Source organism: Bradyrhizobium ivorense, assembly GCF_900696085.1.
In the GTDB taxonomy this organism is placed as follows: domain Bacteria; phylum Pseudomonadota; class Alphaproteobacteria; order Rhizobiales; family Xanthobacteraceae; genus Bradyrhizobium; species Bradyrhizobium ivorense.
This window is the reverse complement of sequence record NZ_CAADFC020000004.1, coordinates 1,645,611-1,669,876: the sequence shown is the minus strand read 5'-3', so window position 1 is coordinate 1,669,876 and position 24,266 is coordinate 1,645,611. Positions and strand designations below refer to the sequence as shown.

The window sequence follows — 24,266 nt, the reverse complement described above, 5'->3', positions numbered from 1 at the left end:
CGATGTCGGCTGCGCCTCTTCAGGGACTGCGGGTGGTCGATTTCACCCGCGTATTGGCCGGTCCGCATTGCACCAAGGCGCTGCGCGATCTTGGCGCCGATGTCACCAAGATCGAGCCGCCGTCCGGCGACATCGGCCGCGCCGGACTGCCGTTCGTCAGCGGCATGGGCCTCTATTTCGTGCAGCAGAACGCCGGCAAGCGGAATCTCAGCATCGACCTGAACTACGCGGAGGGGCGCGAGATCGTCACCCGCCTGTGCAGGGATGCCGACGTCATCGTCGAGAATTTCCGTCCCGGCACCTTGGCGCGGTTCGGCTTCAGCTACGACGACGTCCGCGCCTTCAATCCCGGCATCATCTATGTCTCGCTCAGCGGCTACGGGCAGTCGACCTCGTGGCGCAATCGTCCGGCCTTCGCGCCGACGGTGCAGGCCGAGACCGGGCTGACCTCGATCGTGCAGGATCATTTCGGCGCGGCGCTGTCCGAGCCGCGCGGCGATTCCTGTAGCCATGCCGATGTCTATACCGGGCTGCAGGGCGTGATCGCCGTGCTCGCCGCGCTCCAGCATCGCAACCGCACCGGCGAGGGGCAGCACATCGATGTGTCGATGGCCGCGACGATGCTGTCGGTCAACGAGCGCGCCGGCGCGATGATGTCGGGCATCGACACCGACGGCGAGCCGATCGCGCTGTCGGCCAATGAGTCGCACATCTTTGAAATGTCGGACGGCACCCGGCTGACGATCGCCGCCAGCCCGATCTACTCGCCGATGTTCACGCGCTATTGCGCGATGATGCGGCGGAGCGATCTGCTCGCCGATCCGCGCTATGCCACCGCCAGCCTGCGCCGGCAGAACCTCGCGCCGCTGCTCGCTGACATCCGCGCCTGGATCACGACGTTCGAGAATCTCGAGCAGTTGCAGGCGCAGGTCAGCGAAGCCGGGCTCGCGGTCGGGCGCGTGCGCACCGTCAATGAGTTCGCGGAGACCGACTGGGCGAAAGAGTGGAATGCCGTGGTCGAGGTTGATGACCGCGCCGGCGGGCTGGTCCGCATGCCCGGCAATCCCTGGATTTTCAGCCGCTCCGAACTGCCGTCCCCCGGCGTGCCGGCCTATCAGGGCGAGCACAACGAAGACATCCTCGGCCAGCTCGACATCGCGCCGGAGCGGATCAGGGATCTGCAGCAGCGCAATATCCTGCTCAGCAAGCGATAGGAGGACGTCTCCGGGGCAACGTTTCGAAACGCGCCATCACGCGACTGTTGCTGGACGTCGGCGTCTCGGCGATGCTAACCGCCGAAACGACGATTCCATCGCGAGCCGCATGCCGAAACCGCCTCCGCCACCGTCCGCACATCGCGGGCAAGCTCCGTCTCCCGCCCTGCAGCGCGCCGCGCTGGCGCTGCAGATGGGGCAGTTCGCCGAGGCCGAGCGGCTTGCCGGCGAACTGCTGAAGGCGAGCCGGACCGATGCCGGCGCCGCCACCATCCTGGCCCGGGCGCTGCTGGCGCAGAACCGCGGCGCGGAGGCGATCGCGCCGCTGGAGCGGATCGCGCGGCGCCTCGAGGATGCCGGTGTCGAGACCCTGCTTGGCGCGGCGCTGGGTGGGGCCGGACGCGGCCGCGAGGCGATCGAGCTGTTGCGCAAGACCATCGCGCGCCGGCCGCCGTTCTTTCCCGCGTTTCAGGAACTGGCGGGTCAGCTGTCCGCGGCCGGACGCCTCGACGAGGCGATTGGTGTCATCGAGGACGCGCTTGGCCTCGCGCCCGGCGCCGTCGAGCTGCAACTGTCGCTGGCGCGGCTGGTTCTTCAGCGCAACGAGCGCGGCCGGGCGCGCGACCTGCTCGAAAAGGCGCGCACCGCCGCGCCGGGGCACCCCGAAATTCTCACCACGCTGGCGCGGGTGCTGCTGCTCGACGGCAACTATGCCGGCGCCGCCGATCTCTATCGCCAGGTGCTGGCGCTGCGGCCCGACGATGCGATGACGCGCGCCGATTTTTCCGCCTGTCTGCTCGAGATGGGCGACCGCGCCGCCGGCGAAGCCAATCTGCGCCTGGCGCTGCGCGGCCGCCCGCACATGATCGGCCGCACCACCCACGCGCTCGCCAAGTCCTCGCACGGCCGCTTCTTCTTCCGCCCCAGCGCATTCGCGAAGTTTTTGAGCGAGCCCTAGAAATCCTTATCGTCATTCCGGGGCTCGCGCCGAAGAGGCGCGCCCCGGAACGACGAGTCCGTCGCGAGATGGCGCATCTGCGTCCCCCACCACAACTGTCATTGCCCGGCTCGACCGGGCGATCCAGTACGCCGCGGCCTATCGGCTCAACAACGACTGCCTCTGGAATACTGGATCACCCGCTTTCGCGGGTGATGACACCGAGCAAGCTGTTTGACACTTGAATCAAACCACCACCGCCATCCCCGCACAAAGGCGAAGCCTTTGCGCGGGGATGACGGGACTAACGTTGGCGTGTGTTGAGAACAGCTACGTCCGGAATTGCCGGCGATACAGCCCGGGCTCGCGGCTGATCTGCTTGGTCAGATCCTGCACCCGCAGCGTCTCGTCCGGTGTCATCGCCGCGGTCTGCGCGGACCAGTTGTCGCGCTTGACCGGGATGCATTGCGCGACCGGCGTGCCCTTCGGCAGCACGCCGTTGAAGCTGGTGTCGTGCCAGCGCGCCGGGAAATGAATCCAGCTGTCGTGATAGAGGTCGCAATCGACGAGGCCGCTCAGCGTGGTGAACGGCAGGTCGAAGCGATTGAGCGGATGGGTGAAGAACAGCGAGTAGCCCTCCGGCGCCTCGATGGTCCACAGATTGTGAAACTTGATCACGAAGCGGTCCGGCTCGAACAGCGGCGTGCCGGTCACCTGGCTCTCGTCATGAAAACCGATCGGGGCGCGCGGGAAGTCGAGCACGCCGGTGGGGAGGTCGTTGTCCCAGGTGATCTCGCCGTTCTCGACCCTGAGGTCGCAGATCAGCGGCAGCAGGAAGCCCGTGGTCATGGCGTCGACGAACGGCGGGCAGCGCTTGACGGTATCCTCGTCGCGCATGTTGACCGCGTTGAAGGCCTGCGTCGGCATCGCCTTGAGCCAGCCGGGTAGGCCCAGCGTCGCCGGCACCGGCGGCGGGATCTTGCCCTCGAGCTCCGCCGGGCAGCGGAAGGTGATGGTCAAGCTGTCATGAGCGTTGGACACGATTTCGAGTTCTGCCTCGTTGTCGGTGTGGAGCTGTTAGTCGATCCGGGCCACGCTGCAATGTCACAAAGCCGTGGTTGGCTGGCAAGACATGTTTGGAAACAAGAGGCTATCTCAAGTTCCGCGGGCAGCGTCAGCGTCGTTCCGTGCCCGTGCTCATGACTGCATCACTGCTTTCGGTATCTCGCAACCGCGAACATCGCGATGTCCGGGATGCGGAGCCGGCTTTCACCAGCAATCCACGCAAAACGCCGCCGGACCGGCGGAGACGCCATTGGCTTTGTTCCGGGGCCGGGGGCATCATGCGCGTGGGGAACGCGGCTGCGATCTCAGCGCGTCTCATTGAAACGATGCCGCGACATCAGAGGTAACGGAGGTACCGATGGCCGAATCGAAGGTTGAGACCGCCACCACCGCTAGCGCCGCGCCGCCATCGGGCGAGAGCTCCGGCCCCAGCGAACTTGCGGTCGCGACCGTCCGCACCGTGCCGATCGGGCAGGCGCAGTCGCGCACCGAGCACGACCTGCTCGGCGAGGACGAGGTCCCGGCTAACGCGCTGTGGGGCATTCACACCAAGCGCGCGGTGATGAACTTTCCGATCACCGGCGTGCCGGTTGGCCATTTTCCGGAGTTCGTCCGCGCGCTGGCGCTGGTCAAGCAGGCGGCGGCTCGCGCCAACAAGCGGCTCGGCTATCTCAGCCCCGAGAAGGCCAATGCGATCGAAGCCGCCTGTGCCCAGGTGGCCACCGACAAGGTCTACGCCGAATCCTTCGTGGTCGACGCGATCCAGGGCGGCGCCGGCACCTCGACCAACATGAACGCCAACGAGGTGATCGCCAACGTCGCGCTGCGGCTGATGGGCCGCAACCCCGGCGACTATCACGCGCTGCATCCGAACGACGACGTCAACATGGCGCAGTCGACCAACGACGCCTATCCGACCGCGCTGCGGCTCGCGGTGATCCTCGCCACCCAGCCGCTGGTGCGCGCGCTGGATGATCTGGCCTATGCCTTCAAGGGCAAGGCGGTGGAATTCGCCGACGTCCTGAAGATGGGCCGCACCCAGCTGCAGGACGCGGTGCCGATGACGCTCGGCCAGGAGTTCGACGCCTTCCACGTCACGGTGAAGGAGGACGTCGCGCGGCTGAACGAGATCTCGAGCCTGTTCCGCGAGGTCAATCTCGGCGCCACCGCGATCGGCACCGGCATCAACGCCGACCCGCGCTATGCCGCGCTTGCGGTCGAGGAGCTGTCGCGGCTGTCGGGCCAGCCGATGGTGCTGGCCTCCAACCTGATCGAGGCGACCTCCGACCTCGGCGCCTTCGTGCTGTTCTCCGGCGTGCTCAAGCGCGTTGCGGTCAAGGTCTCGAAGATCTGCAACGATCTGCGGCTGTTGTCGTCGGGGCCGCGCACCGGCATCGGCGAGATCCGGCTGCCAGCGGTGCAGGCCGGCTCCTCGATCATGCCCGGCAAGGTCAATCCGGTGATCCCCGAGGTGGTCAACCAGGTCGCCTTCCTGGTGATCGGGCACGACCTCACGGTGACGATGTGCGCCGAGGGCGGCCAATTGCAGCTCAACGCGTTCGAGCCGACCATCGGCTATTGCGTGCTGAGCTCGCTGCGGATGCTGACCGCGGCGGTCGACACGCTGACAAAGCGCTGCGTCGAGGGCATCGAGGCCGACCGCGAGCGCTGCCGCAGCCTGGTGCAGGGCTCGATCGGCCTGATCACCGCGCTGGCGCCCACCCTCGGCTATGAGGCGAGCTCGCGCGTCGCCCGCCGCGCGCTGCAGGAGAACCGCTCGGTCGCCGGCATCGTGCTGGAGGAGAAGCTGTTGACCGAGGAGCAGCTCAACCAGCTGCTCGAGCTGGAAGCCATGACGCGTCCGGCGCGCCGCCAGGGCGCGCCGGTGCCAAAGGTGTGAGCGGGACACTGAGGGAAGCCGCGGAGGAAGTGCACTCCCTCTCCCGTTTCTCCACGAGTCGCGTTGCGGAGAGAGCCCCCACCCGCATCGCGATGCGATGCGACCTCCCCCGCAAGCGGGAGAGGTGCAGCGGGCCTGCGGCGCCAGCCTAATTCTCAAAGCGTCTTGATGAACTCGATCAGCGCGCGCCGCTCGTCCTCCTTCAGCTCCGGCCCGATCACGCCGCGCCGCTTCTCGTTGGAGAATTCGTGACCGGAATTGGAGTTGCCGCGCTTCGACGTGTCGAGCTGGAAGCCGTTCTTGATGCTGTCCTTCCACACGTAGCCGAGATCCTTGGGGTCATATTCCCGGCTGCCGAGCCAGAACGTCGCCGGCCGGTCCTTCACCGGCGACAGCAGCGCGTAGATGGTCGGCACCGACCCGTTGTGCAGATAGGGCGGCGTCGCCCAGATACCGTTGAGCGGCCGCACCTTGTAGGCCAGCGGCGCCTGAATCTTGTTCGGCATGTAGCCGTCGATCCGCTTGCGGTCCTCGGGCGGGGTCTTGTTCTGGTCGTACCAGTAATTGACCGTCTTCTCGACCAGCTCGCCGAGCGCCGGTCCGAAGGCCGTGTCCTTGAGCTTCAGATTGTCCGGCGTCTCGACGACGCGGGTCGCGAGGCCCTCGGCCTGGGCGCTGTCGGTGCCGATATGGCTGATCGGAACGAGCTCGACATCGAGCAGCGGCTGGCCGGCCTCGTTCTTGATCCAGCGCTTGGTGTCCTTGAACAGCGCGAAGGCTTCGCTCGGCGGCAGCGCCTTGCTGTCGATCGCCGGGCCATGGCACTCTTGGCAATGCGCCCTGTAGAGCTCGCCGCCCTTCTTCGCGAGATCCATGTTGATCGGCGGCAAAATGTTCTCCGGCCATTTCGGCGACGCCAGCCCGCCGAAGCCCTTGTCCGGGCTCGGCGGCTCGCCGGCGATCATCCGCTCCATCTCGTACAGCACCTCGACCCGCGCGCTCGACTTGTACAGGCCCTTGGCCTCGTCGAGCAGATTGAGCTCGGCGCTGACGCCGAGCGCTTCGCCGGCATTGCGCACCATCGGCTGCATGATGGAGCCGTCATACTGCACCCAGCTGAACCACGGCGCATTCCAGATCCGCGGGAAATGCACCGGCGCCGAATGCGAGGCGTAGTTGTTCGGATTGTTCAGATTGATCGAGAACACCTGGTTGCCGATCCGGTTCAGCGCGTCGAGCCGGGCGTAGCCCTCCTCGACGCTGTTGGCGGCGACCTTGGTCTCCAGCGCGTTGATGTTGGCGTACTGCTTTAGCACCAGATCGAGCTGGCCGCGCAGCGCCATGCGCTCGTCGAGGCTGGCGTCCTTGCCGAGAATCTCCTCGGCAAAGCGGGCGAAGCGGCCGGGCCAGAACCGCGTCAGCAGCAGCGACAGGCCGACGCTCTTCTGGAACTCGAACAGATTGGTGTTGGCTGGGCCGCCGTCGATCACGATTGCCGTGCCGCGATAGTTGAAGCTGCCGGTATGGCAGGCCGCGCAGGTCAGTCCAATCCCGTTCATGTCGGCCTTGCTGTGCGGATTGCGGAACGGCGCGCCATTGGCGTCCAGCATCGGGCCGCCGGTCGCGAAGCCGATCGGCAGCGGATCAGCCTTGCCCGGAATCACGGTATCCGGAATGAAGCCGAAGCGGCCGAGATAGTCGGTCTCGGAAAGCCGCGGCGCCGCGCCGATCAGCGGCCAGACCGTCGGCTGCTCCAGCGCCATGAACCATTCCTTGGGAATGCCGAAGGTCCTTGTGCCCTGGTCGGCATGATAGAACCAGCGCAGCCGCTCGGCGCTGACATTCTGGTCGAGCCACACGGTCTTGGCCGGCGCCTGATAATCGACGGCCTTGACGTGGAAGCCGCTCGTGACCGTCTCGATGTCGTCCTTGAAGTAGAGCAGGCCGGCGACAATCAACAGCCCGATGGTAACGATCGTCTTGCGAGGCATGCCCCGTCCCCCAGATTCGCGGTCACCGCGCGTGATATGGATGAGATGTTAAGAATCGCCGAAAACGGATTCGCGTCCTGCGTGTATCGTGCTGTGCACCATCCTACAGTAGCGCCGCTTGATCTACCAACGGAAATGTTCGGCGGCTGTGAACCAGTTCACGTTTCGCGGCAACGTCCGGGCGGCATTTGCGCGCATCGCGGTGGAAAGCTACAACTGCAATGCAATTTTTTCCGAGGCATGGCTTGAACGCGGCCGGCGCAGAGCAGCTCACTATCGCAGTCTCGGACAACAGCAATGTGTCCGCGCTGCTGCTGCGCCCGGCCGAGCCGCGCGCAGCCTATGTGTTTGCCCATGGTGCCGGCGCCGGCATGGCGCATCCGTCGATGCAGACGATCGCGGCTGGCCTCGCCGAGCGGGGCATCGCGACCTTGCGCTATCAGTTTCCCTACATGGAGAAGGGCAGCGGCCGGCCCGATCCGCCTGCGGTGGCGCAAGCGACCGTGCGCGCCGCGGTGGCGGAGGCCGCGCGCCGTTGCGGCGATCTGCCGCTGTTCGCCGGCGGCAAGTCGTTCGGCGGGCGCATGACCTCGCAGGCCCAGGCGAAGGCGCCGCTGGCCGGCGTGCGCGCCCTGGTGTTCCTCGGCTTTCCCCTGCATGCCGCCGGCAAGCCGTCGAGCGAGCGTGCTGCGCATCTCGCCGAGGTCAAGATCCCGATGCTGTTCCTGCAGGGCACGCGCGACGCGCTGGCCGAGCTTGATCTGTTGCAGCCAATGGTGAGGGGGCTGGGTGCGCGGGCGACATTGCAGCTGGTGAAGGAGGCCGACCATTCCTTCCACGTGCTGAAACGCTCCGGCCGCAACGACGGCGAGGTGATGGCCGAGGTGCTCGATGCGTTCGCGGCGTGGGTCACGAAGCTTTCGTAGCCCGGATGAAGCGAAGCGAAATCCGGGACAGATCATCCGCGCGGAGAATTTCCCGGATTGCGCTTCGCTTCATCCGGGCTACTAATTCTTGCCATGACAAAGATCCTGATCGTCAATCCCAACACCACCGCATCGATGACCGCAACGATCGCGACCGCCGCGCGGGCGGTGGCCGCGGCAGGCACCGAGATCGTGGCCGTCACCTCCGCGATGGGCCCGGCCTCGATCGAGGGCTTTTATGACGAGGCCTTCGCCGTCCCCGGGCTGATCGACGCATTGCGCAACGCGCCCGACGCCGATGCCGGCATCATTGCCTGCTTCGACGACACCGGGCTCGATGCCGCGCGCTCAGTGGCGCGCTTCCCGGTGGTCGGGATCTGCGAGGCGGCGCTGGTCACCGCCGGACAGGTCGCAAAACGCATCGGCATCGTCACCACGCTGCCGCGCTCGATCGTGCCGCTGGAGGAACTGGTGCGCCGCTACGGCTTTGCCGAACGTGCCGCGGTCACCGCCTGCGACGTCGCGGTGCTGGATATCGAGAAGCCTGGCTCGGGCGCCAAGGCAAAGCTACAGGCGGAGATCGCGCGGGCGCTGGACAAGGGCGCGGACGCCATCGTGCTCGGCTGCGCCGGCATGGCCGATCTCGCGCATGAATTGTCGCGGCAGTTCGGCGTGCCCGTGGTCGATGGCGTCGCCGCTGCCGTGAAGCAGGCGGAGGCGCTCGCCGGCCTCAAGCTGACGACATCACGCCGCGGCGCCTACGCCTCGCCGACGGCGAAGGCATACACGGGATTGCTCGAAAGGTTTGCGCCGAAGGAGTGATGGCGTCATTGCGAGCGAAGCTGCGTAGCCCGGATGAAGCGCAGCGCAATCCGGGACAGATTATCCGCGGTGATCCGCGGTTACGGTGGCCCCGGATTACGCTTCGCTGCATCCGGGCTACACTCCGAGCTACGCCGGTCACACCACCCCGCCATAGATCTTGTCGCGCAGGCGGCGCATGCCGGACAGCCAGCGGTCGCGGTTGGCGGCCTTGCGCTGCATGTATTCCTGCACTTGCGGATGCGAGAGGATGAGGAAGCGTTCCTCCGCCATCGCCTCGATCACCATCCGCGCCACCTCTGGGGGCTGCAGCACGCCGTCGACCCGCGCCGCGCTCGGGCCCGGCGTCGTCATGCCTGTCTGTACCGACTGCGGGCAGAGCACGGAGACGCGGATGCCGCGATCGCCATACTGGATCGCGAGATGCTCGGCGAGCGCGACCGCGGCGCTCTTCGTCACGCCATAGGCCATCGAGTTCAGCGACGCGAGCAGCCCCGCCGCCGACGCGGTGTTGAGCAGATAGCCGGAACCGCGCGCGACCATGCCGGGCACCAGCGCCCGCGCCGCGAACACATGGCTCATCACGTGCACCCGCCAGCTCACGTCCCAGTCTGCATCCGAGGCGGACTCCTGTCCCTTGCGCGACAATCCGGCATTGGAGAAGAACACGTCGACCGGTCCGTATTTGTCCTCGGCGGCGGCGATCAGCGCCTTGACGTCGTCTTCCAGCCCGACATCGGCCGTCACCGCAAGCCCGTCGATGTCGCCGGCGACGCTGGCGAGCCGGTCGCGTGATGTCTTGAGGTCGGCGACCACGACGCCGCGCGCGCCGGCCGTCGCATAGGCCCGCGCCACCGCTTCGCCGATCCCGCTCGCGCCGCCGGTGACGACGCAGACCTTGTCCTTGACTTGCATGGTTCGCTGTCCCTGCTTGTTGTCGTTGCGCGGATTGTCAGCCCGAATACAGCTCCTTGTCACGCGCCTTCTGGATCGCGAGCGCGGCCATCAGGTCGAGCATCGGGGTGGCGAGGCCGGCAGTGCGCGCAAACGCGGCCGGGGCGCGGACCAGCACGTCGATCTCCAGGGCGCGGCCGAGCTCGAAATCCTGCAGGATCGACGGCTTGTGGTCCGGCGCCGGGCCCGAGCGGGTGACGCGCTTGACCGCGGGGATGTAGCGCGTTGCGATCGCATTGGCCTCGTCGAGCAGGCGCGGGATCACCTCTTGCATCGCCGGATCGTCGCGGACGCCGCGCGCGGTCAGGCCGGTCAACAGGCAGAGCACCGACATCGACATGTTGGTGAGCAGCTTTGACCAGATCGTCTCGCGGATTTCCTTGACCTCCGGCGACTCGATCGCGGCGTCATTGAGCGCGGCGCGCAGCTGCGCAATGCGCCCGCTCGGCCGGTCGTCGCATTCGCCGATCAGCAGGCGGTTGCGGTCCGGCGACAGGTTCGCCACCACGCCGGGCGCGATCACCTCGTTGGAGGAGAAGATCACGCCGCCGATGATGCGTTCCTTTGGCACGGCGCTGCGCAAGCGCCCGCCGGGATCGAGGAAGCCGAGATCGGGAACCGCAGGATGCTGCTGCGGCAGGCCGAGATCGTACCACCAGGGAATGCCGTTCTGCGCGAACACGATCGCGGTCTCGCCGTGCAGCAGCGGCGCCAGTCCGGCCGCGAGCGCGTCGATGCCGGTCGCCTTCAGCGTGCTGATGACGACGTCCTGCGGTCCGAGATCGGCCGGATCGGCCGATGCCTTCACCCTGGCGGTGACGGCGGTGTCGCCGACCTTGAGCGTCAAGCCATCAGCCTTGACCGCGTCGAGATGCGCGCCGCGCATCACGCAGGAAACCTCGTGCCCGGCGCGCGCCAGCCGGACCGCGAAGTGGCTGCCGACGGCGCCCGCGCCGAAAATGCAAATGCGCATGGATGGAACAGTCCTCGAATGCTACAGCGGCAGTTTCCACAGACGCGCAGCATCGCGCAACCGGTCATGCGCGTGACGCGGCCCGGCGCGCTCGAAAGTGATGGATCAGGCCATGTGCTCTCGGCCATAGTGCCGCCAGACCGACAATGAGGGAGACACGTCCATGTCCGCCAGCCCAGTCCTGTGGAGCCTCGATGCGCGCGGGGTCGCGACCGTCACGCTGAACCGCCCGGAGGTGAACAATGCCTATGACGGCGCGCTGATCGAGCGCGTGCTGGCGGCAATCGACGATCTCTCCGGCAAGCCGGCGCGTGTCGTGGTGCTCAAGGGCAATGGTAAACACTTCCAGGCGGGCGCCGATCTGAAATGGATCAACGGCGTGCGGCCGAAATCGGCCGAGGAGAACGAGGCGGCGTCGCGCGCCACCTTCGAGGCGGTGCAGCGGCTCAACACGCTGCCGGTGCCGACGGTGGCGCTGGTGCAGGGCGGCTGCTTCGGCGGCGGCACCGGCGTGATCGCGGCCTGCGACGTGGTGATCGCGGCCGACAACGCGCTGTTCTCGATCACCGAGGTGCGCTGGGGACTGACCGCGGCGATCATCATCCCGCAGCTCTGCGACGCCATCGGCGTGCGCCAGGTGCGGCGCTACGCGCTGACCGGCGAGCGCTTCGGCGCCGAGGATGCGCGCCGCATCGGCCTGGTGCACGATGTCGTGCCGCTGGCCGATCTCGACGGCGCCGGCGCCAAGGTCGTGGAGCAGCTGCTGGCCAACGCGCCGAATGCGCTGGCCGAGACCAAGAGGCTGGCGCTGGAAAGTTCGTTCGGCGGCATGGCTGTCGACGACGCCGCCTACAAGCGCCTGGTGCATCTGCACTCCGCAAAACGGCAGACCGAAGAGGCGGCGGAAGGACTGGCGTCGTTTGCCGAGAAGCGCGCCGGCCGCTGGGGCGGCGGCGCAGCGTAGGCACGCCGCTCAGCAGCCGTTGCAGATGCCGCGGATGCTGCGATAGACCTCGGCGTCATCGCGGCGCATCTGCTGCAGCGATTGCAACGTCTTCGCTTCCGATGATGGCCCGGCCAGAGGCGCGGGATCTGGCTTGCGCCGCGCCGCAAGCTCCTGCTCCTGGCGGTGATAGCAGGCCTCGCGCTCGGCCTTGTCCTGGATGAAGCGGCAGGTCTCGAGCGCCGCCGCGGGCGTGGCGACGACGATGAGACAGAGCGAAGCTGAGACCAGGCGTTTCAAGACGAGCGATCCTTTCGCGCCGTTGTCTCAGGTTCGTACGCGAGGGGCAAGGCGCGTCACAGCGGCTGCGCCAGCGCCTTCTTCAGCGTCTTGAGCAGCGCCTGCACCGCGGCGGCGTCGATGCGGCGCTCGGGAACGGTGGCCTTCACCCACAATTCGGGGATCGGAAACTCCGGCAGCACCGGCTGCAAGGTGCGGTCGCGCAGCGCGTCCTCGACCAGATAGTGCGAGAGCAGCGCGATGCCGTTGCCGGCGATCGCGCTCTGCGCCAGCACGCGGCCCTCGTTCGAGGACAGATACGGCCGCACCTGGATGTTGATGCGGCCGCGCGGTCCCTCGAACGGCCATTCCGGGCCGGTCGGCAGAAAACTGAGGCAGCGGTGATCGACCAGGTCGCGCGGATGTTTTGGCGTGCCGTGCTTGCGCAAGTACGCAGGCGCGGCGCACAGCAGCCGCGGCAGCAGGCTCAGCGGCTCGTCGACCACGCCGCCGAAGGAATGCGGGAAGGCGCCGATCGCGATGTCGAATCCTTCCGTCACCGGATCGACCGGACGGTCGATCATCACGATCTCGAGCTTGACGCTTGGATTCTGCTTCTGGAACGCGGTGAAGGCATCCGCAAGCCGCGCGACGGTCAGCGAGGTCGGCGCCTTGACGCGCAGATGATCGGTGAGGTCGCGCCGCTTCTCGCCCATCCGCGACAGGAGATCGCCGACATCGGCGACGACGCCGCGCGCGCGATGCACATATTGCTGGCCGGCTTCGGTCAGCCGCAATTGCCGGGTGGAACGGTGGAACAGCGCGGTGCCGATGCGCTCCTCGAGCTGGGTGACGCGTTTCGCTACCACCGACGTCGCGACGTTGAGCTTGCGCGCGGCGGCCGAGAAGCCGCCAGCGTCGGCGGTGGCGAGGAAGGCTTCGAGATTGACCAGCGTGTCCATTTGCCTTTCTCGATTCGAGAAAGCTGATTACATTATTTGGTGGATTGTACTTCAATTCGCATCAATTCATAGTCGGCATCAATCAAATTGATCAGGGCGGAAATGATGCGGTCGAACACGATCGAAGAACCGGCGCGGCAAATCCCGGTCTACGGCGAATACGACGTGGTCGTGCTCGGCGGCGGACCGGCCGGAATCGCGGCGGCGGTGGCCGCGGCGCGGGCCGGGCGGCGGACACTGCTGATCGAGCGCTACGGCTTCCTCGGCGGCATGGGCACCGCGGCGGGCGTGACCAACTTCTGCGGCCTGCACGCCAATGTGTTCGGCGAGATGCATCGCGTGGTGCAGGGCATCGCCTCCGATCTGCTCGCGCGGATCGACCGGCTCGGCGGGCTGAACGCGCCGCATCTGATCCTCGGCAAGATTCTTGCGCAGGCCTACGACACCGCGGCCTACAAGATCGCCGCCGACGATCTGCTCGCACATCACAAGGTCGACATCCTGTTCCACGCCCTCGGTGCCGGCGTCGTGATGGACGGGTCGCACATCCGTGCGCTGATGGTCGAGACCAAGGCCGGCCGCCAGGCGGTGCTGGCCAGCGTTTTCATCGATTGCTCCGGCGACGGCGATCTTGCGGTGTGGGCCGGCGCGCCGTTCGAGGTCGGCGACAATGCCGGCAACATGCTCTACCCCTCGATGATGTTCCGCCTCAACGGCATCGATCCGGTTAGGGCCGGCGATGCCTGGCGGACCATTCCGGCGCTGATGGCCGAGGCGGAGGCGAGCGGCACACACACGTTTCCGCGCAAGTCCGCCATCGTGCGGCCGCAGAAATCGCAGATCGAGTGGCGGGTGAATTTCACCCAGCTTGCGCGCGAGGACGGCAGTGCGGTGTCCGGCATCGACCCCGACGACATGACCCGCGGCGAGATCGAGGGCCGGCGCCAGGCGGTCGAGGCCTTTGCGTTCCTGCGCACGGTGCCAGGTTTTGAAAACAGCTACATCGTCGATCTGCCGCCGCAGCTCGGCATCCGCGAGACGCGGCGGGTGATCGGCGGCTACATGCTGTCAGGCGAGGACGTGCTCGGCTGCGCCTCGTTTGCGGATTCGATCGGCGTCAATGGCTGGCCGAAGGAATCCCATGTGCCGGGCGACGTGATCTTCGAATTTCCGCCGATCCCGGACAGCCGCGGCTACAATGAATTGCCGTACCGGATGCTGGTGCCCGAAGGCGTTGACAATCTGTTGATCGCCGGCCGCTGCGCGTCGATGACCCATGAGGGTCAATCGGCGGCGCGCGTCTCCGGTGCCTGTTTCGTGATGGGCGAGGCGGCCGGAACCGCGGCGGCGCTGGCGCTGTCGGGCAACACGATTCCGCGCGACATTTCCGTCGAAAAGTTGCAACAACAGCTCACGACGCAGGGCGCATTCATCGGCCGCGATCAGGCCGTGCCCAAGGGGTCATAGGGCGATTATAGGCGGAGGACGGCGATGAAGGGTTGGGCGCGGCTCGTGCTTGCGGGTCTCGTGATGTGGGCAGCGAGCAGCGTCGCGCAGGCCGATGATCTCTTGAAGGCGAAGATCGGCGTGCTGCGGCTGTCGTCCTCGGCGCCGGTGTTCATCGCGCAGGACAAGGGCTACTTTCGCGACGCGGGGCTCGAGGTCGAGCTGAAATTCTTCGACGCGGCGCAGCCGATCGCGGTCGCGACCACGTCGGGCGACGTCGATTTCGGTATCACCGCGTTCACCGCCGGGCTCTACAATCTCGCCGGCAAGGGCACGCTGAAGGTGATCGGCGGCATGAGCCGCGAGAAGGCCGGCTATCCGCTGATCGGCTACTTCGCCAGCAACAACGCCTATGCGACCGGCCTCAAGACGCCGAAGGATCTCGCGGGCAAGCGCGTCGCGGTCACCCAGGTCGGCTCCAGCTTCCACTACTCGCTCGGCCTGCTCGCCGACAAATACGGCTTCAAGCTCTCCGACGTGAAGGTAGTGCCGCTACAGTCGTTGTCGAACGCCGCCGCGGCGCTGAAGGGCGAGACCGTCGATGCCGCGCTGCTGCCGGTCTCGACCGCGCGCTCTCTGATCGATTCGGGCGGCGCAAAATTGTTGGGCTGGGTCGGCGACGAGACGCCCTGGCAGCTGGGCGCGATCTTCGCCTCGCCGAAGACGCTGACCAACGCACCGCTGGTGACGAGATTGCTCACCGCGCTGCTGCGCGCCGACCGCGAATATCACGACGTGATCCTGGCCACCATCAAGGACGGCGTGGTGCCGATCACCGAAAGCACAAAACCGCTGCTCGAGATCATCGCCAAATACACCAACCTGCCGGTCGAGCAGGTGGTCGGCAACTGCGCCTATATCGATCCCGACGGCAGGCTCGACGTGAAGAACGTCGACAACCAGATCAAATGGCTGCAGGAGCAGGGCTTTGTCGACAAGGGTTTTGACGCGAATACGATCATCGCAAAGGACTATGTGAAGGCGGATTGATTGATGGCAGGCCGCACACATCACATTCATCCCGTCACCCTGAGAAGGTGTGAAGCTTTGTCCTCATCCACCGCTGTCATCGCCCGGCTTGACCGGGCGATCCAGTACGCCGCGGCCCCTCGGTTCATTCACTACCGCCTCTGGAATACTGGATCGCCCGCCTGCGCGGGTGATGACACCGAGCAAGTTGAGCAAACCAACGCTGTCACCCCCGCGCAACGGCTTCGCCGTTGTCGCTGGAGGTGGCCGCTTCTTCAGCGGCCCTCGAAGGGTCGACGGCCCGGCTGGTGGCCGTGCATCCTTCGAGGCTCGCAAGAGCTCGCGCCTCCAGCGACAAAGGCGAAGCCTTTGCGCGGGGATGACGGGACTGGCAGTGAGCTCGTAGCGCCATGGACCTGATCGCCGACCATATCAGCCATCGCTTCGGCGCGCTCGACGTGCTCGACGATGTCTCCTTCCAGGTCGCCGCCGGCGAGGTGGTCGCGATCGTCGGGCCGTCCGGCTGCGGCAAGAGCACGCTGCTGCAAATCCTCGGCGGCTTGCTGCAGCCGGGTAGGGGCGCAGCGCAGTTGCGCGGCGCGCCGCCGGCGGGCAGCCTCAATCCGCTGACCTTCGTGTTCCAGGATTTTGCGCTGCTGCCCTGGAATACGGTGGAGGAGAACGTCGCGTTCCCGCTGCTGCACACGGCGTTGAGCCCCAGTGAGCGCGGCGCCGTGATCGACGACGCGCTGCGTCGCACCGGCCTTGCCGATTTTCGCGCGGCCTACCCAAAGCAGCTCTCCGGCGGCATGCGGCAGCGCGTCGGCATCGCGCGGGCGCTGGCGGTGCGGCCGGCGATCCTGTTGATGGACGAGCCGCTGTCGGCGCTGGATTCGCAGACCCGCGAGCTGCTGATGGAGGACTTTGTCGGGCTGCTCGCCGACGGCGCGATGGGCGCGGTGTATGTCACGCATAACCTCGAGGAGGCGGTGCGGCTCGCCGACCGCGTCGTGGTGCTGTCGCGCCGCCCGGGCCGCATTCGCGAGATCGTGAGCATCCCGATGACCCGCGCCGAGCGCGGCGCGGTGGATGCGCGCGGCAAGATGGCCGCGCTGCAGGCCGACCTGTGGTCGCTGATCCGCAAGGAAGCGATCGATGCCGAGCGCGAGGTCCAGCATGCTTGATCGCGCGCCGCAGGCGAAGGAGCAGGCGACGGAAGCCAAGCGTCCGGTCGAATTTCGCGGCGCCGGATTTGCGCCGGGCGGCAGCCGTTCTTCCGGCTGGGTCGCGCTCGCGCTGGTCATCGCGGTCTGGCAGCTCGCCGGCAGCGCCGGCTGGGTCAATGCGCTGTTCCTGCCGGCGCCGTCGGCCATTGCTGTAGCGATCACCAAGCTCGCGACCTCGGGCGCACTGTGGCATCACCTCTCATGGTCGCTGCTGCGTATCGGCACCGGCTGGATCATCGGCACGGTCGCCGGCGTCATTGTCGGCTTTGCGATCGGGCTGTCGGGCATGGCGCGCGGCGTCGGCATCACCTTCATCTCGGCGCTGTTCCCGATCCCGAAGATCGCGCTGCTGCCGCTCTTGATCCTGTGGCTCGGCATCGGCGAAGAACCGAAGATCGCGACCATTGCGCTCGGGGTGTTCTTCTCGACCGCGATCTCGGTCTATAGCGGCGTCGATGCGGTGCCGCGCAATTTGATCCGGATGGCGCAGAGCTTCAACGTCCCGTTCCACGCCATCGTGCGCCGCGTGATCTGGCCCGGCGCGCTGCCCTCGATCCTCGCCGGCTTCCGCATCACCGCCTCGGTCGCGCTTTTGCTGGTCGTAAGCGCCGAGATGATCGGCGCGGAATACGGCATTGGCGCCTTCGTGCTGCAGGCCGGCAATCTGATGCAGACCGACCAGTTGCTCGCCGGCGTCGTCATCCTGTCGCTGTTCGGACTGGCGGTAGGGAAGTTGATCAACCTGCTCGAGGCGCGGCTGCTGCATTGGCGGTGAGGGCACGCCGTCATTGCGAGGCGCCAACGGGTCGCGCGAATGCGCGCCCGATGACAGGCTCCGCGACGAAGCAATCCATCTCCCCGCGAATGCGGAAAGTTGGATTGCTTCGCTTCGCTCGCAATGACGGTAGGAGGCGCCTTTGCCTCCCTAGCCAGTTACGCGTTCCCGCGATCCTCGCGGAACAGGTCGAGCTTCTGCTGCACCGGGCGGTCGGAGAACGAGAACAGCACCGAGTCGGTATCGGCCTCGTGCGTCACCCAGTGCCAGCTCGGCACCACGAACAGGTCGCGCGGACCCCATTCAAAAGTCTGGTCGCCGATCCTGGTGCGGCCCTTGCCTTCGATTGCGGCGAACACGGTGGCGTCGGTCGAGCGATAGCGCGCGGTCTTGAAACCCTTCGGCAGCAACTGGATGAAGGTGCCGATGGTCGGCATCGCAAAATCGCCGGTCTCGGGGTTGGAGAAGCGCAGCTTCAGGCCGTGGCAGGCGTCCCACTCGTCGCTGGCCTTGGCCTTCTCCAGCGCCTCGCGGGTGTACTCATAGGGATAGTTGAAGATCGGCGAGGTCTTCGACGTCCGCCGCTGGTCGACCGGCAGCAGATTGTGGCCGTAGCGCCCGAAGCTCGCGCCGGACGGTTTCGATATCTGCTGCTGGTCCTCCTTGGCGCCCTCGGCAAACGAGCAGTCGAAGAACTGCACCATTGGGATGTCGAGCCCGTCGAGCCAGAACATCGGCTCATTGGTCTCGTTGGAATGATCGTGCCAGGTCATCGACGGCGTGATGACGAAATCGCCCGGCGCCATCGCAGTGCGCTCGCCGTCGACGGCGGTGAAGGCGCCCTTGCCCTCGAGCACGAAGCGCAGCGCCGACTGGGCGTGGCGATGGGCGGGGGCGATGTCGCCCGGCACCACCATCTGCACGCCGGCGAACAGCGAGGTCGTGATCTTGGACTGGCCGCGCAGGCCGGGATTTTCCAGCACCAGCACGCGGCGCTCGGCCTCCTTGGCCGTGATCAGCTTGCCGGCCTCGTTCATGTAGTCGCGGATCTGGTCGAACTTCCACAGATGCGGGCGGCAGGCGCTCTTCGGCTCCGGCGTGATCAGATCGTTCATCACGTTCCACAGCGCCGAGAGGTTTTGGCCATCGATCTTCTTGTAGAACGCCTCGCGCTCCGGGGTCTTCTGCACGGCTTCCATGGCAAGCCTCCCATCGTTCTTGTCGGTTCGATTGATTGACAGTATACTGACAATGTGGCTAGCGTCAATCAACCAGCCAATAACGAGGTGCAAGGGAGGTTCCGATGAAGCTGCATGGCTATTTCCGCAGCAGCGCGTCCTACAGGGTCCGGATCGCCCTCAATCTGAAGGGACTCTCGCCCGAACATCTGCCGCATCATCTGCGCAAGGGCGAGCAATGCGCGCCGGCTTATCTCGCGATCAACCCGCAGGGCCTGGTGCCGACGCTGGAGAATGACGCCGGCGCCATTCTGACCCAGTCGCTCGCCATCATCGAATGGCTGGACGAGACCCATCCCAATCCGCCGCTGCTGCCGCAGGACCCGCTGCGCCGCGCCAAGGTGCGCGCCTTTGCGCAAGTGCTCGCCTGCGACACCCACCCGGTGCAGAACCTGAAAGTGCTGGCGCGGCTGCGCCAGCTCGGCTTCCCCGAAGGGCAGGTAACGGAGTGGGCGGCGTGGGCCAACCGCGAGGGCTTGTCGGCCTGCGAGATCCTGATCGCGGGGGAAGGCGGGCCGTTCTGTTTCGGCGATGCGCCGACTTTGGCCGATCTCTGCCTGGTGCCGCAGCTCGCCAACGCGCGGCGCTTCGGCGTCGACGTCTCGGCCTTTCCGCGCCTGCTGAAGGCCGAGGCCGCGGCCAGGCAGGTCAAGGCATTCGCCGACGCCGCTCCGGACCAGCAGCCCGATGCCGAATAGCAAACCCGTCACCATGGACGCGGTCTACACCGCGCCCGGCTATCTGTTCCGCCGCATGCAGCAGATCGCGGTCGCGCTGTTCATCGAGGAGTGCAAGGCGTTCGATCTGACCCCGGTGCAATACGCCGCGCTGATCGCGATCTCGACTCATCCGGGCATCGACGCAACGCGGCTCTCCGCGGTGATCGCGTTCGACCGCTCCACGCTCGGCAACGTCATCGAGCGGCTGCAGGCCAAGGCGTTCATCGTGCGCAAGCCCGCGCCGGAGGACAAGCGCGTCAAGCTGCTGTATCTTACCAAGGCGGGCGCCGCGGTGCTTGATCAGATCATGCCCTCGGTCGACAAGGCGCAGGCGCGAATGCTGCAGCCGCTGAAGCCGGCCGACCGCAAGACGCTGCTGGCGCTGCTGACCCAGTTGGTCGATCTCAACAACGAGGCCTCGCGCGTGCCGCTGCGCGCCGAAGATGCGCTCGAACATTTGGGAAGGTCCACCTGATGGCAGGGGCAAAACCGGTCCTGATCGCGGGCGGCGGCATCGGCGGGCTCGCCGTGGCGCTGGGGCTGGCGCAGAAGGGCATTCGTTCGATCCTCCTGGAAAAGGCTGCCGCGCTCGGCGAGATCGGCGCCGGCATCCAGCTCGGCCCGAACGCCTTCCACGCCTTCGACTATCTCGGCGTCGGCGAGGCCGCGCGCAACATGGCGGTCTATATCGACAAGCTCCGGCTGATGGACGCGCTCACCGCCGACGAGATCACCCATATCGATCTTGGCGATGCGTTTCGCGCGCGCTTTGGCAACCCTTACGCGGTGGTGCATCGCGGCGATCTGCACGGGGTGTTCCTGCGCGCCTGCGAGAGTCATGAGTTGATCGAGCTGCGCGTCTCGAGCGAGGTGACCGGCTACGAGCAGGACGGTTCGTCGGTGACTGCAACAATCGCCAATGGCGAGCGCGTCACCGGACGCCTGCTGATCGGCGCCGACGGTCTGTGGTCGAACATCCGCAAGCAGGTGGTCGGCGATGGCCCGCCGCGCGTCTCCGGTCACACCACCTATCGCTCGGTGATCCCGACCGAGCAGATGCCGGAGGATCTGCGCTGGAACGCGGCGACGCTGTGGGCGGGACCGAAGTGCCACATCGTGCATTACCCGCTGTCGGGCTGGAAGGTGTTCAACCTCGTCGTCACCTATCACAACGATGCGCCGGAGCCGGTCGCCGGCAAGCCGGTTTCCGAAGCCGAGGTGATGAAGGGTTTTGTCCACGTCCATGAGCGGGCGCAAAACATCATCCGCCACGGCACCAACTGGAAGCTCTGGGTGCTGTGCGACCGCGAGCCCGCCGAGCGCTGGATCGACGGGCGCACCGTGCTGCTCGGCGACGCCGCGCACCCGATGCTGCAATATTTCGCGCAAGGCGCCTGCCAGGCGATGGAGGACGCGGTCTGCCTGTCGCACATGCTGGCCAATCACGACGACCAGGATGCTGCACTCGAAGCCTACCGCGCGCAACGCTTCCCGCGCACCGCGCGCGTGCAACTGATGTCGCGCGCGATCGGCGAGCACATCTATCACCCCGCCGGCGACCACGCCCGCATCCGCAACGCCATCATGAGCGCGAAGTCGCAGGATCAGTGGTGCGATGACATCGCGTGGCTGTATGGCGGGACGGGGCTGAAGGCTTAGTTTTCCGAGCGTTCGCTGAGAGAGCGCGCCGTGTGGCACCCCTCTCCCCAACCCTCCCCCGCAAGGGGGGAGGGAGCCCTTCCGCCGGTGTGCTCCTTACATCCGCGTTGAGTCAGCATTGATCGCCACGAACCAATCTCCCGAGAGGACGCATGCGTGTGAGGTGAGCACGCTGGTCAGGCTCCCTCCTCCCTTGCGGGGGAGGGTGGGGAGAGGGGTGGCCCCGGGCGAGACGTTCGCGCCGGCTCGACTACATCCGCATCACCGCCTGCCGGTCGATCTTGCCCGTTCCGGTCTTCGGCAACTCGTCGACAAACGTCACCTCGCGCGGGTATTTGTACGGCAGCAGCTTTGCCTTGACGTAATCCTGCAGCCGCCGCGTCGCCTCGGTTGCGTCGAAGCCGCCGCGGTTCATCACCACCACGGCCTTCAGCGTCATGCGACGGTCGGGCAGTTCGGCGGCGTAGACGGCGCATTCGCGGACGTCGGGGTGATCGGCGAGGCAGAGCTCGACCTCGAGCGGATAGATCCACTGGCCGGAGATCTTGACCAGGTCGTCGGCGCGGCCGCGGAAGAAATGAAAGCCGTCGCTGTCGCGCACAAAGCGGTCGCCGGTGTAGATCCAACCATCCTCGCGCACGGTCTCGGCAGTCTTGTCCGGCCGATTCCAGTACAGCGGCGTCGCGGAATCGCCGCGCACCCACAAAATCCCTTCCTCGTCGTCGCCGACCTCGCGGCCATCGCTGTCACGCAGCATGATCTCGTAGCCCGGGACGCGCATGCCGGCGGCGCCGAGCTTTTTTGTCTCGGCGCGATTGCAGAGATAGATGTGCAAGACCTCGGTCGAGCCGAGGCCCTCGATGATCTCGAGCCCGGTCAGCCGCTTCCAGCCATTGAAGACGTCGGCCGACAGCACCTCGGCGGCGGAAACCGCCATGCGCAGCGAGGAGAAGTCGGCAGCATCCGCGCCCTCCGCCTTGGTTAGGGTCACGTAGAGCGTCGGCAGGCCGAAGAACACCGTCGGGCGGTATTGCTCGATCGCGGCGAAGATCGCGGCCGACTTCGGCTGCCCTGGCAGCAGCAGCGTCGCCGCGCCGACCGAGAAGGGGAAGGTGATCGAATTGCCAAAACCGTAGGCGAAGAAGATCTTCGGCACCGAGAAGCAGATGTCGCCGGGCGAGAGCTTCAGCACGCTGCGGGCAAAGGCCTGTTCGCTATAGGCCATGTCGTGCTGCAGATGCACGATGCCCTTCGGGCGGCCGGTCGAGCCCGACGAATACATCCAAAACGCCATGTCGTTGCGATGCGTGTCGGCCGCGTCGAGCACGCTTGCGAAATCCGGCAACCATTCGCCTGCGTTGCGCGCCTCGGCCACGGCGTGCTCGCCTGCCGTGCCGTTGACCACAATCAGCGTGCGTAGCGGCGTGTCCTTGCAGGCCTCGGCGCTGAAGCGCGAACAAAACTCGGCGTCGGTGACCGCGACCTGCGCGCCGGCGTCGGACAAATAGAATTGCAGCAGCTCCGGCGTTGTCAGCGTGTTGATCAGGAGCGGCACAAAACCCGCGCGCACCGCGCCGAAGAATGCCGCCGGATAGGCCGGGGTGTCGTCGAGGAACAGCAGGATGCGGTCGCCGCGCGTAAGGCCCAGCGACTGGAAGGCGTGGCCCCAGCGTGCAGCCTCGGCGCAGAGCTCGCGATAGGTCCGCGTGCCGGCCGGGCCGGTCAGCGCGAGGCGCTCGGCATTGCCGTTGCCGAGATTGTCGAACAGGATGCGGCTCGCATTGTAGCGCTCGGGAAGCGCAAAGCCGATCTCGCGCGCGCCGGGATTGTCCTGCGGGACCTGGTCGGCGATCTCGGTCATGGCGTGCCTCTCGAAGACTTGCCCTTTGCGGCCTCGTAACGGGCCATGAAGGCCGGCGACATCGCGCGCAGCCGCGCATCGTCGATCCGGCCGGAGCGGGTGATGTAGCTGTAGGCAAAATCCATCAGGCCCAGCTTCATGTGCACGGGAAAGTGCTCGTACCAGTCGGCGCTGGTGCGCGCGGCGGTGACGAGTTTTTTCACGATCGGCTTGCGCTCGCTCTCGTAGCGCGCCAGCGCCGCCGCAATGTCGTTCTCCGCCTCCAGCGCCTTGGTCAGCGCGATCGCGTCCTCGATCGCGAGCCGTGTGCCCGAGCCGATCGAGAAATGCGCCGAATGCAGCGCGTCGCCGATCAGCACCATGTTGCCGTGCGACCAGCGCTCGTTCCAGATCCACGGGAAATTGCGCCACACCGATTTGTTCGAGATCAGCCGATGGCCGTCCAGCCTCGCCGCGAACACGTCCTCGCAGATCGCCTGCGACTCTTCGATGCTCTTGCCGGCAAAGCTGTAGGCGTCCCAGGTCGCAGCATCGCACTCGACCAGGAAGGTGCTCATGTCCCTGGCGTAACGATAGTGATGGGCGTTAAAGCTGCCGCGCTCGGTGGCGACAAAGGTCTGCGACAGCGTCGCGAAGGGCTTTGTGGTGCCATACCAGGCGAACTTGTTGGTGGATTGCGACACCGAGGCGCCGAACGCGCTCTCAAAGCTGCGGCGAACCATCGAGTTCAGCCCGTCGGCGGCGACGATCAGATCGTAGCCTTGGAGCTGGTCGACAGATTGCACCGACGTGTCGAAGCGCGGTGCGATACCGACGCTGCGCACCCGCGCTTGCAGGATCTGCAGCAGCGCCAGCCGCCCGATCGAAGAGAAGCCGACGCCGTCGATCTCGACGCTCTCGCCGCGCAGGTTCAGCGTGATGTTCTTCCAGCTCTCCATCTGTGGGGTGATGGCGTCGACCGTCTCGGGGTCGTCGGCACGCAGAAACTCCAGCGCCTGCTCGGAGAACACCACGCCAAAGCCCCAGGTGGCGCCGGCGGCGTTCTGTTCGAACAGGTCGATCTCGGCGTCGGGGTGACGCTTCTTCCAGAGATAGGCGAAGTAAAGCCCGCCGGGCCCTCCGCCGATCACGGCGATCCGCAACGTCTGCCTCCCAGATTGACAGTGTACTTACAATTTGGGTCCAGACTAATCGCCCTCCGGCGGGAACGCCAGAGGGAAAATGCGCGCGGGTCGTTGGTCTCTATTCCGTCATGCCCGGGCTTGTCCCGGGTCCACGTCTTGGGTTCCGCGTCAGCAAAGACGTGGATGGCCGGGACAAGCCCGGGCATGACGATAGGTCGGCGCC

22 protein-coding genes are annotated in these 24,266 nt (G+C 66.4%); 13 read left to right on the top strand and 9 right to left on the bottom strand.

What is annotated here, in order from left to right:
- The first annotated feature begins 2 nt into the window (after positions 1–2).
- The gene (locus tag CI41S_RS08485) at positions 3–1,214 is read left to right on the top strand and encodes a CaiB/BaiF CoA transferase family protein (RefSeq protein ID WP_139858471.1); all 1,212 of its coding nucleotides are present in this window, start codon (positions 3–5) and stop codon (positions 1,212–1,214) included.
- A gap of 109 nt (positions 1,215–1,323) precedes the next feature.
- Complete coding sequence (locus CI41S_RS08480) at positions 1,324–2,172, top strand: tetratricopeptide repeat protein (protein ID WP_139858470.1); 849 nt, start codon at positions 1,324–1,326, stop codon at positions 2,170–2,172.
- Positions 2,173–2,481: 309 nt separating this feature from the next.
- Here CI41S_RS08480 and CI41S_RS08475 read toward each other — a convergent pair whose 3' ends face one another.
- Complete coding sequence (locus tag CI41S_RS08475) at positions 2,482–3,192, bottom strand: hypothetical protein (RefSeq protein ID WP_139858469.1); 711 nt, start codon at positions 3,190–3,192, stop codon at positions 2,482–2,484.
- 382 nt (positions 3,193–3,574) lie between these two features.
- Between CI41S_RS08475 and CI41S_RS08470 the strand changes: the two genes are divergently transcribed.
- Positions 3,575–5,116: an aspartate ammonia-lyase gene (locus CI41S_RS08470; protein WP_139858468.1), complete on the top strand. Its 1,542-nt coding sequence runs from the start codon at positions 3,575–3,577 to the stop codon at positions 5,114–5,116.
- A 155-nt stretch (positions 5,117–5,271) separates the two neighbouring features.
- On the opposite strand, the gene CI41S_RS08465 is transcribed toward CI41S_RS08470, so the two are convergent.
- On the bottom strand, positions 5,272–7,107 hold the full coding sequence (locus CI41S_RS08465; protein ID WP_139858467.1) for a c-type cytochrome: 1,836 nt from the start codon (positions 7,105–7,107) through the stop codon (positions 5,272–5,274).
- Positions 7,108–7,352: 245 nt separating this feature from the next.
- Between CI41S_RS08465 and CI41S_RS08460 the strand changes: the two genes are divergently transcribed.
- Positions 7,353–8,033, top strand: a complete 681-nt coding sequence (locus tag CI41S_RS08460) for an alpha/beta hydrolase family protein (protein WP_139858466.1) — start codon at positions 7,353–7,355, stop codon at positions 8,031–8,033.
- A gap of 93 nt (positions 8,034–8,126) precedes the next feature.
- Positions 8,127–8,855: an aspartate/glutamate racemase family protein gene (locus CI41S_RS08455; protein WP_139858465.1), complete on the top strand. Its 729-nt coding sequence runs from the start codon at positions 8,127–8,129 to the stop codon at positions 8,853–8,855.
- A gap of 138 nt (positions 8,856–8,993) precedes the next feature.
- Here CI41S_RS08455 and CI41S_RS08450 read toward each other — a convergent pair whose 3' ends face one another.
- Together CI41S_RS08450 and CI41S_RS08445 are read right to left on the bottom strand one after the other, a co-directional pair.
- Positions 8,994–9,770 carry an SDR family oxidoreductase gene (locus CI41S_RS08450; protein ID WP_139858464.1) on the bottom strand — a complete coding sequence of 259 codons (777 nt, stop codon included), beginning with the start codon at positions 9,768–9,770 and terminating at the stop codon, positions 8,994–8,996.
- Between the two features lie 37 nt (positions 9,771–9,807).
- Positions 9,808–10,782 carry a ketopantoate reductase family protein gene (locus CI41S_RS08445; protein WP_139858463.1) on the bottom strand — a complete coding sequence of 325 codons (975 nt, stop codon included), beginning with the start codon at positions 10,780–10,782 and terminating at the stop codon, positions 9,808–9,810.
- Positions 10,783–10,945: 163 nt separating this feature from the next.
- Here CI41S_RS08445 and CI41S_RS08440 point away from each other — a divergent pair, with 163 nt between their 5' ends.
- Complete coding sequence (locus tag CI41S_RS08440) at positions 10,946–11,746, top strand: enoyl-CoA hydratase-related protein (RefSeq protein ID WP_139858462.1); 801 nt, start codon at positions 10,946–10,948, stop codon at positions 11,744–11,746.
- A 9-nt stretch (positions 11,747–11,755) separates the two neighbouring features.
- On the opposite strand, the gene CI41S_RS08435 is transcribed toward CI41S_RS08440, so the two are convergent.
- Both CI41S_RS08435 and CI41S_RS08430 read right to left on the bottom strand, forming a co-directional pair.
- Positions 11,756–12,025: a hypothetical protein gene (locus CI41S_RS08435; protein ID WP_244626428.1), complete on the bottom strand. Its 270-nt coding sequence runs from the start codon at positions 12,023–12,025 to the stop codon at positions 11,756–11,758.
- 56 nt (positions 12,026–12,081) lie between these two features.
- A complete protein-coding gene (locus CI41S_RS08430) occupies positions 12,082–12,966 on the bottom strand; it encodes a LysR family transcriptional regulator (RefSeq protein WP_139858461.1) in 885 nt (294 codons plus the stop codon).
- Positions 12,967–13,071: 105 nt separating this feature from the next.
- On the opposite strand from CI41S_RS08430, the gene CI41S_RS08425 reads away from it, so the two are divergent.
- The 4 genes from CI41S_RS08425 to CI41S_RS08410 all read left to right on the top strand — a co-directional run bounded on the left by CI41S_RS08425 (position 13,072) and on the right by CI41S_RS08410 (position 17,442).
- Positions 13,072–14,433, top strand: a complete 1,362-nt coding sequence (locus CI41S_RS08425; RefSeq protein ID WP_139858460.1) for an FAD-dependent oxidoreductase — start codon at positions 13,072–13,074, stop codon at positions 14,431–14,433.
- Between the two features lie 24 nt (positions 14,434–14,457).
- The gene (locus CI41S_RS08420) at positions 14,458–15,462 is read left to right on the top strand and encodes an ABC transporter substrate-binding protein (RefSeq protein WP_139858459.1); all 1,005 of its coding nucleotides are present in this window, start codon (positions 14,458–14,460) and stop codon (positions 15,460–15,462) included.
- A 389-nt stretch (positions 15,463–15,851) separates the two neighbouring features.
- Positions 15,852–16,625 carry an ABC transporter ATP-binding protein gene (locus tag CI41S_RS08415; RefSeq protein ID WP_139858458.1) on the top strand — a complete coding sequence of 258 codons (774 nt, stop codon included), beginning with the start codon at positions 15,852–15,854 and terminating at the stop codon, positions 16,623–16,625.
- Positions 16,618–17,442, top strand: coding sequence for an ABC transporter permease (locus tag CI41S_RS08410; RefSeq protein WP_172627948.1), 825 nt, complete (start codon positions 16,618–16,620; stop codon positions 17,440–17,442). Before CI41S_RS08415 ends, CI41S_RS08410 begins: the two co-directional genes overlap by 8 nt.
- A 158-nt stretch (positions 17,443–17,600) precedes the next feature.
- Here the strand turns inward: CI41S_RS08410 and gtdA are convergent, their stop codons facing one another.
- A complete protein-coding gene (gene gtdA / locus CI41S_RS08405; protein WP_139479729.1) occupies positions 17,601–18,641 on the bottom strand; it encodes a gentisate 1,2-dioxygenase in 1,041 nt (346 codons plus the stop codon).
- A 104-nt stretch (positions 18,642–18,745) separates the two neighbouring features.
- On the opposite strand from gtdA, the gene maiA reads away from it, so the two are divergent.
- Genes maiA through CI41S_RS08390 form a run of 3 tightly spaced genes read left to right on the top strand, consistent with a single transcriptional unit; the run spans position 18,746 to position 21,058 of the window.
- Positions 18,746–19,378 carry a maleylacetoacetate isomerase gene (gene maiA / locus CI41S_RS08400; protein ID WP_139858456.1) on the top strand — a complete coding sequence of 211 codons (633 nt, stop codon included), beginning with the start codon at positions 18,746–18,748 and terminating at the stop codon, positions 19,376–19,378.
- Positions 19,368–19,874 carry a MarR family winged helix-turn-helix transcriptional regulator gene (locus tag CI41S_RS08395; RefSeq protein ID WP_139479727.1) on the top strand — a complete coding sequence of 169 codons (507 nt, stop codon included), beginning with the start codon at positions 19,368–19,370 and terminating at the stop codon, positions 19,872–19,874. Before maiA ends, CI41S_RS08395 begins: the two co-directional genes overlap by 11 nt.
- Positions 19,874–21,058, top strand: coding sequence for a 3-hydroxybenzoate 6-monooxygenase (locus CI41S_RS08390; protein WP_139858455.1), 1,185 nt, complete (start codon positions 19,874–19,876; stop codon positions 21,056–21,058). The genes CI41S_RS08395 and CI41S_RS08390 overlap by 1 nt, the downstream gene beginning before the upstream one ends.
- A gap of 250 nt (positions 21,059–21,308) precedes the next feature.
- On the opposite strand, the gene CI41S_RS08385 is transcribed toward CI41S_RS08390, so the two are convergent.
- The gene (locus tag CI41S_RS08385) at positions 21,309–22,919 is read right to left on the bottom strand and encodes a benzoate-CoA ligase family protein (RefSeq protein WP_139858452.1); all 1,611 of its coding nucleotides are present in this window, start codon (positions 22,917–22,919) and stop codon (positions 21,309–21,311) included.
- The gene (locus tag CI41S_RS08380; protein ID WP_139858450.1) at positions 22,916–24,061 is read right to left on the bottom strand and encodes an FAD-dependent monooxygenase; all 1,146 of its coding nucleotides are present in this window, start codon (positions 24,059–24,061) and stop codon (positions 22,916–22,918) included. Before CI41S_RS08380 ends, CI41S_RS08385 begins: the two co-directional genes overlap by 4 nt.
- Between the last annotated feature and the right edge of the window lie 205 nt (positions 24,062–24,266).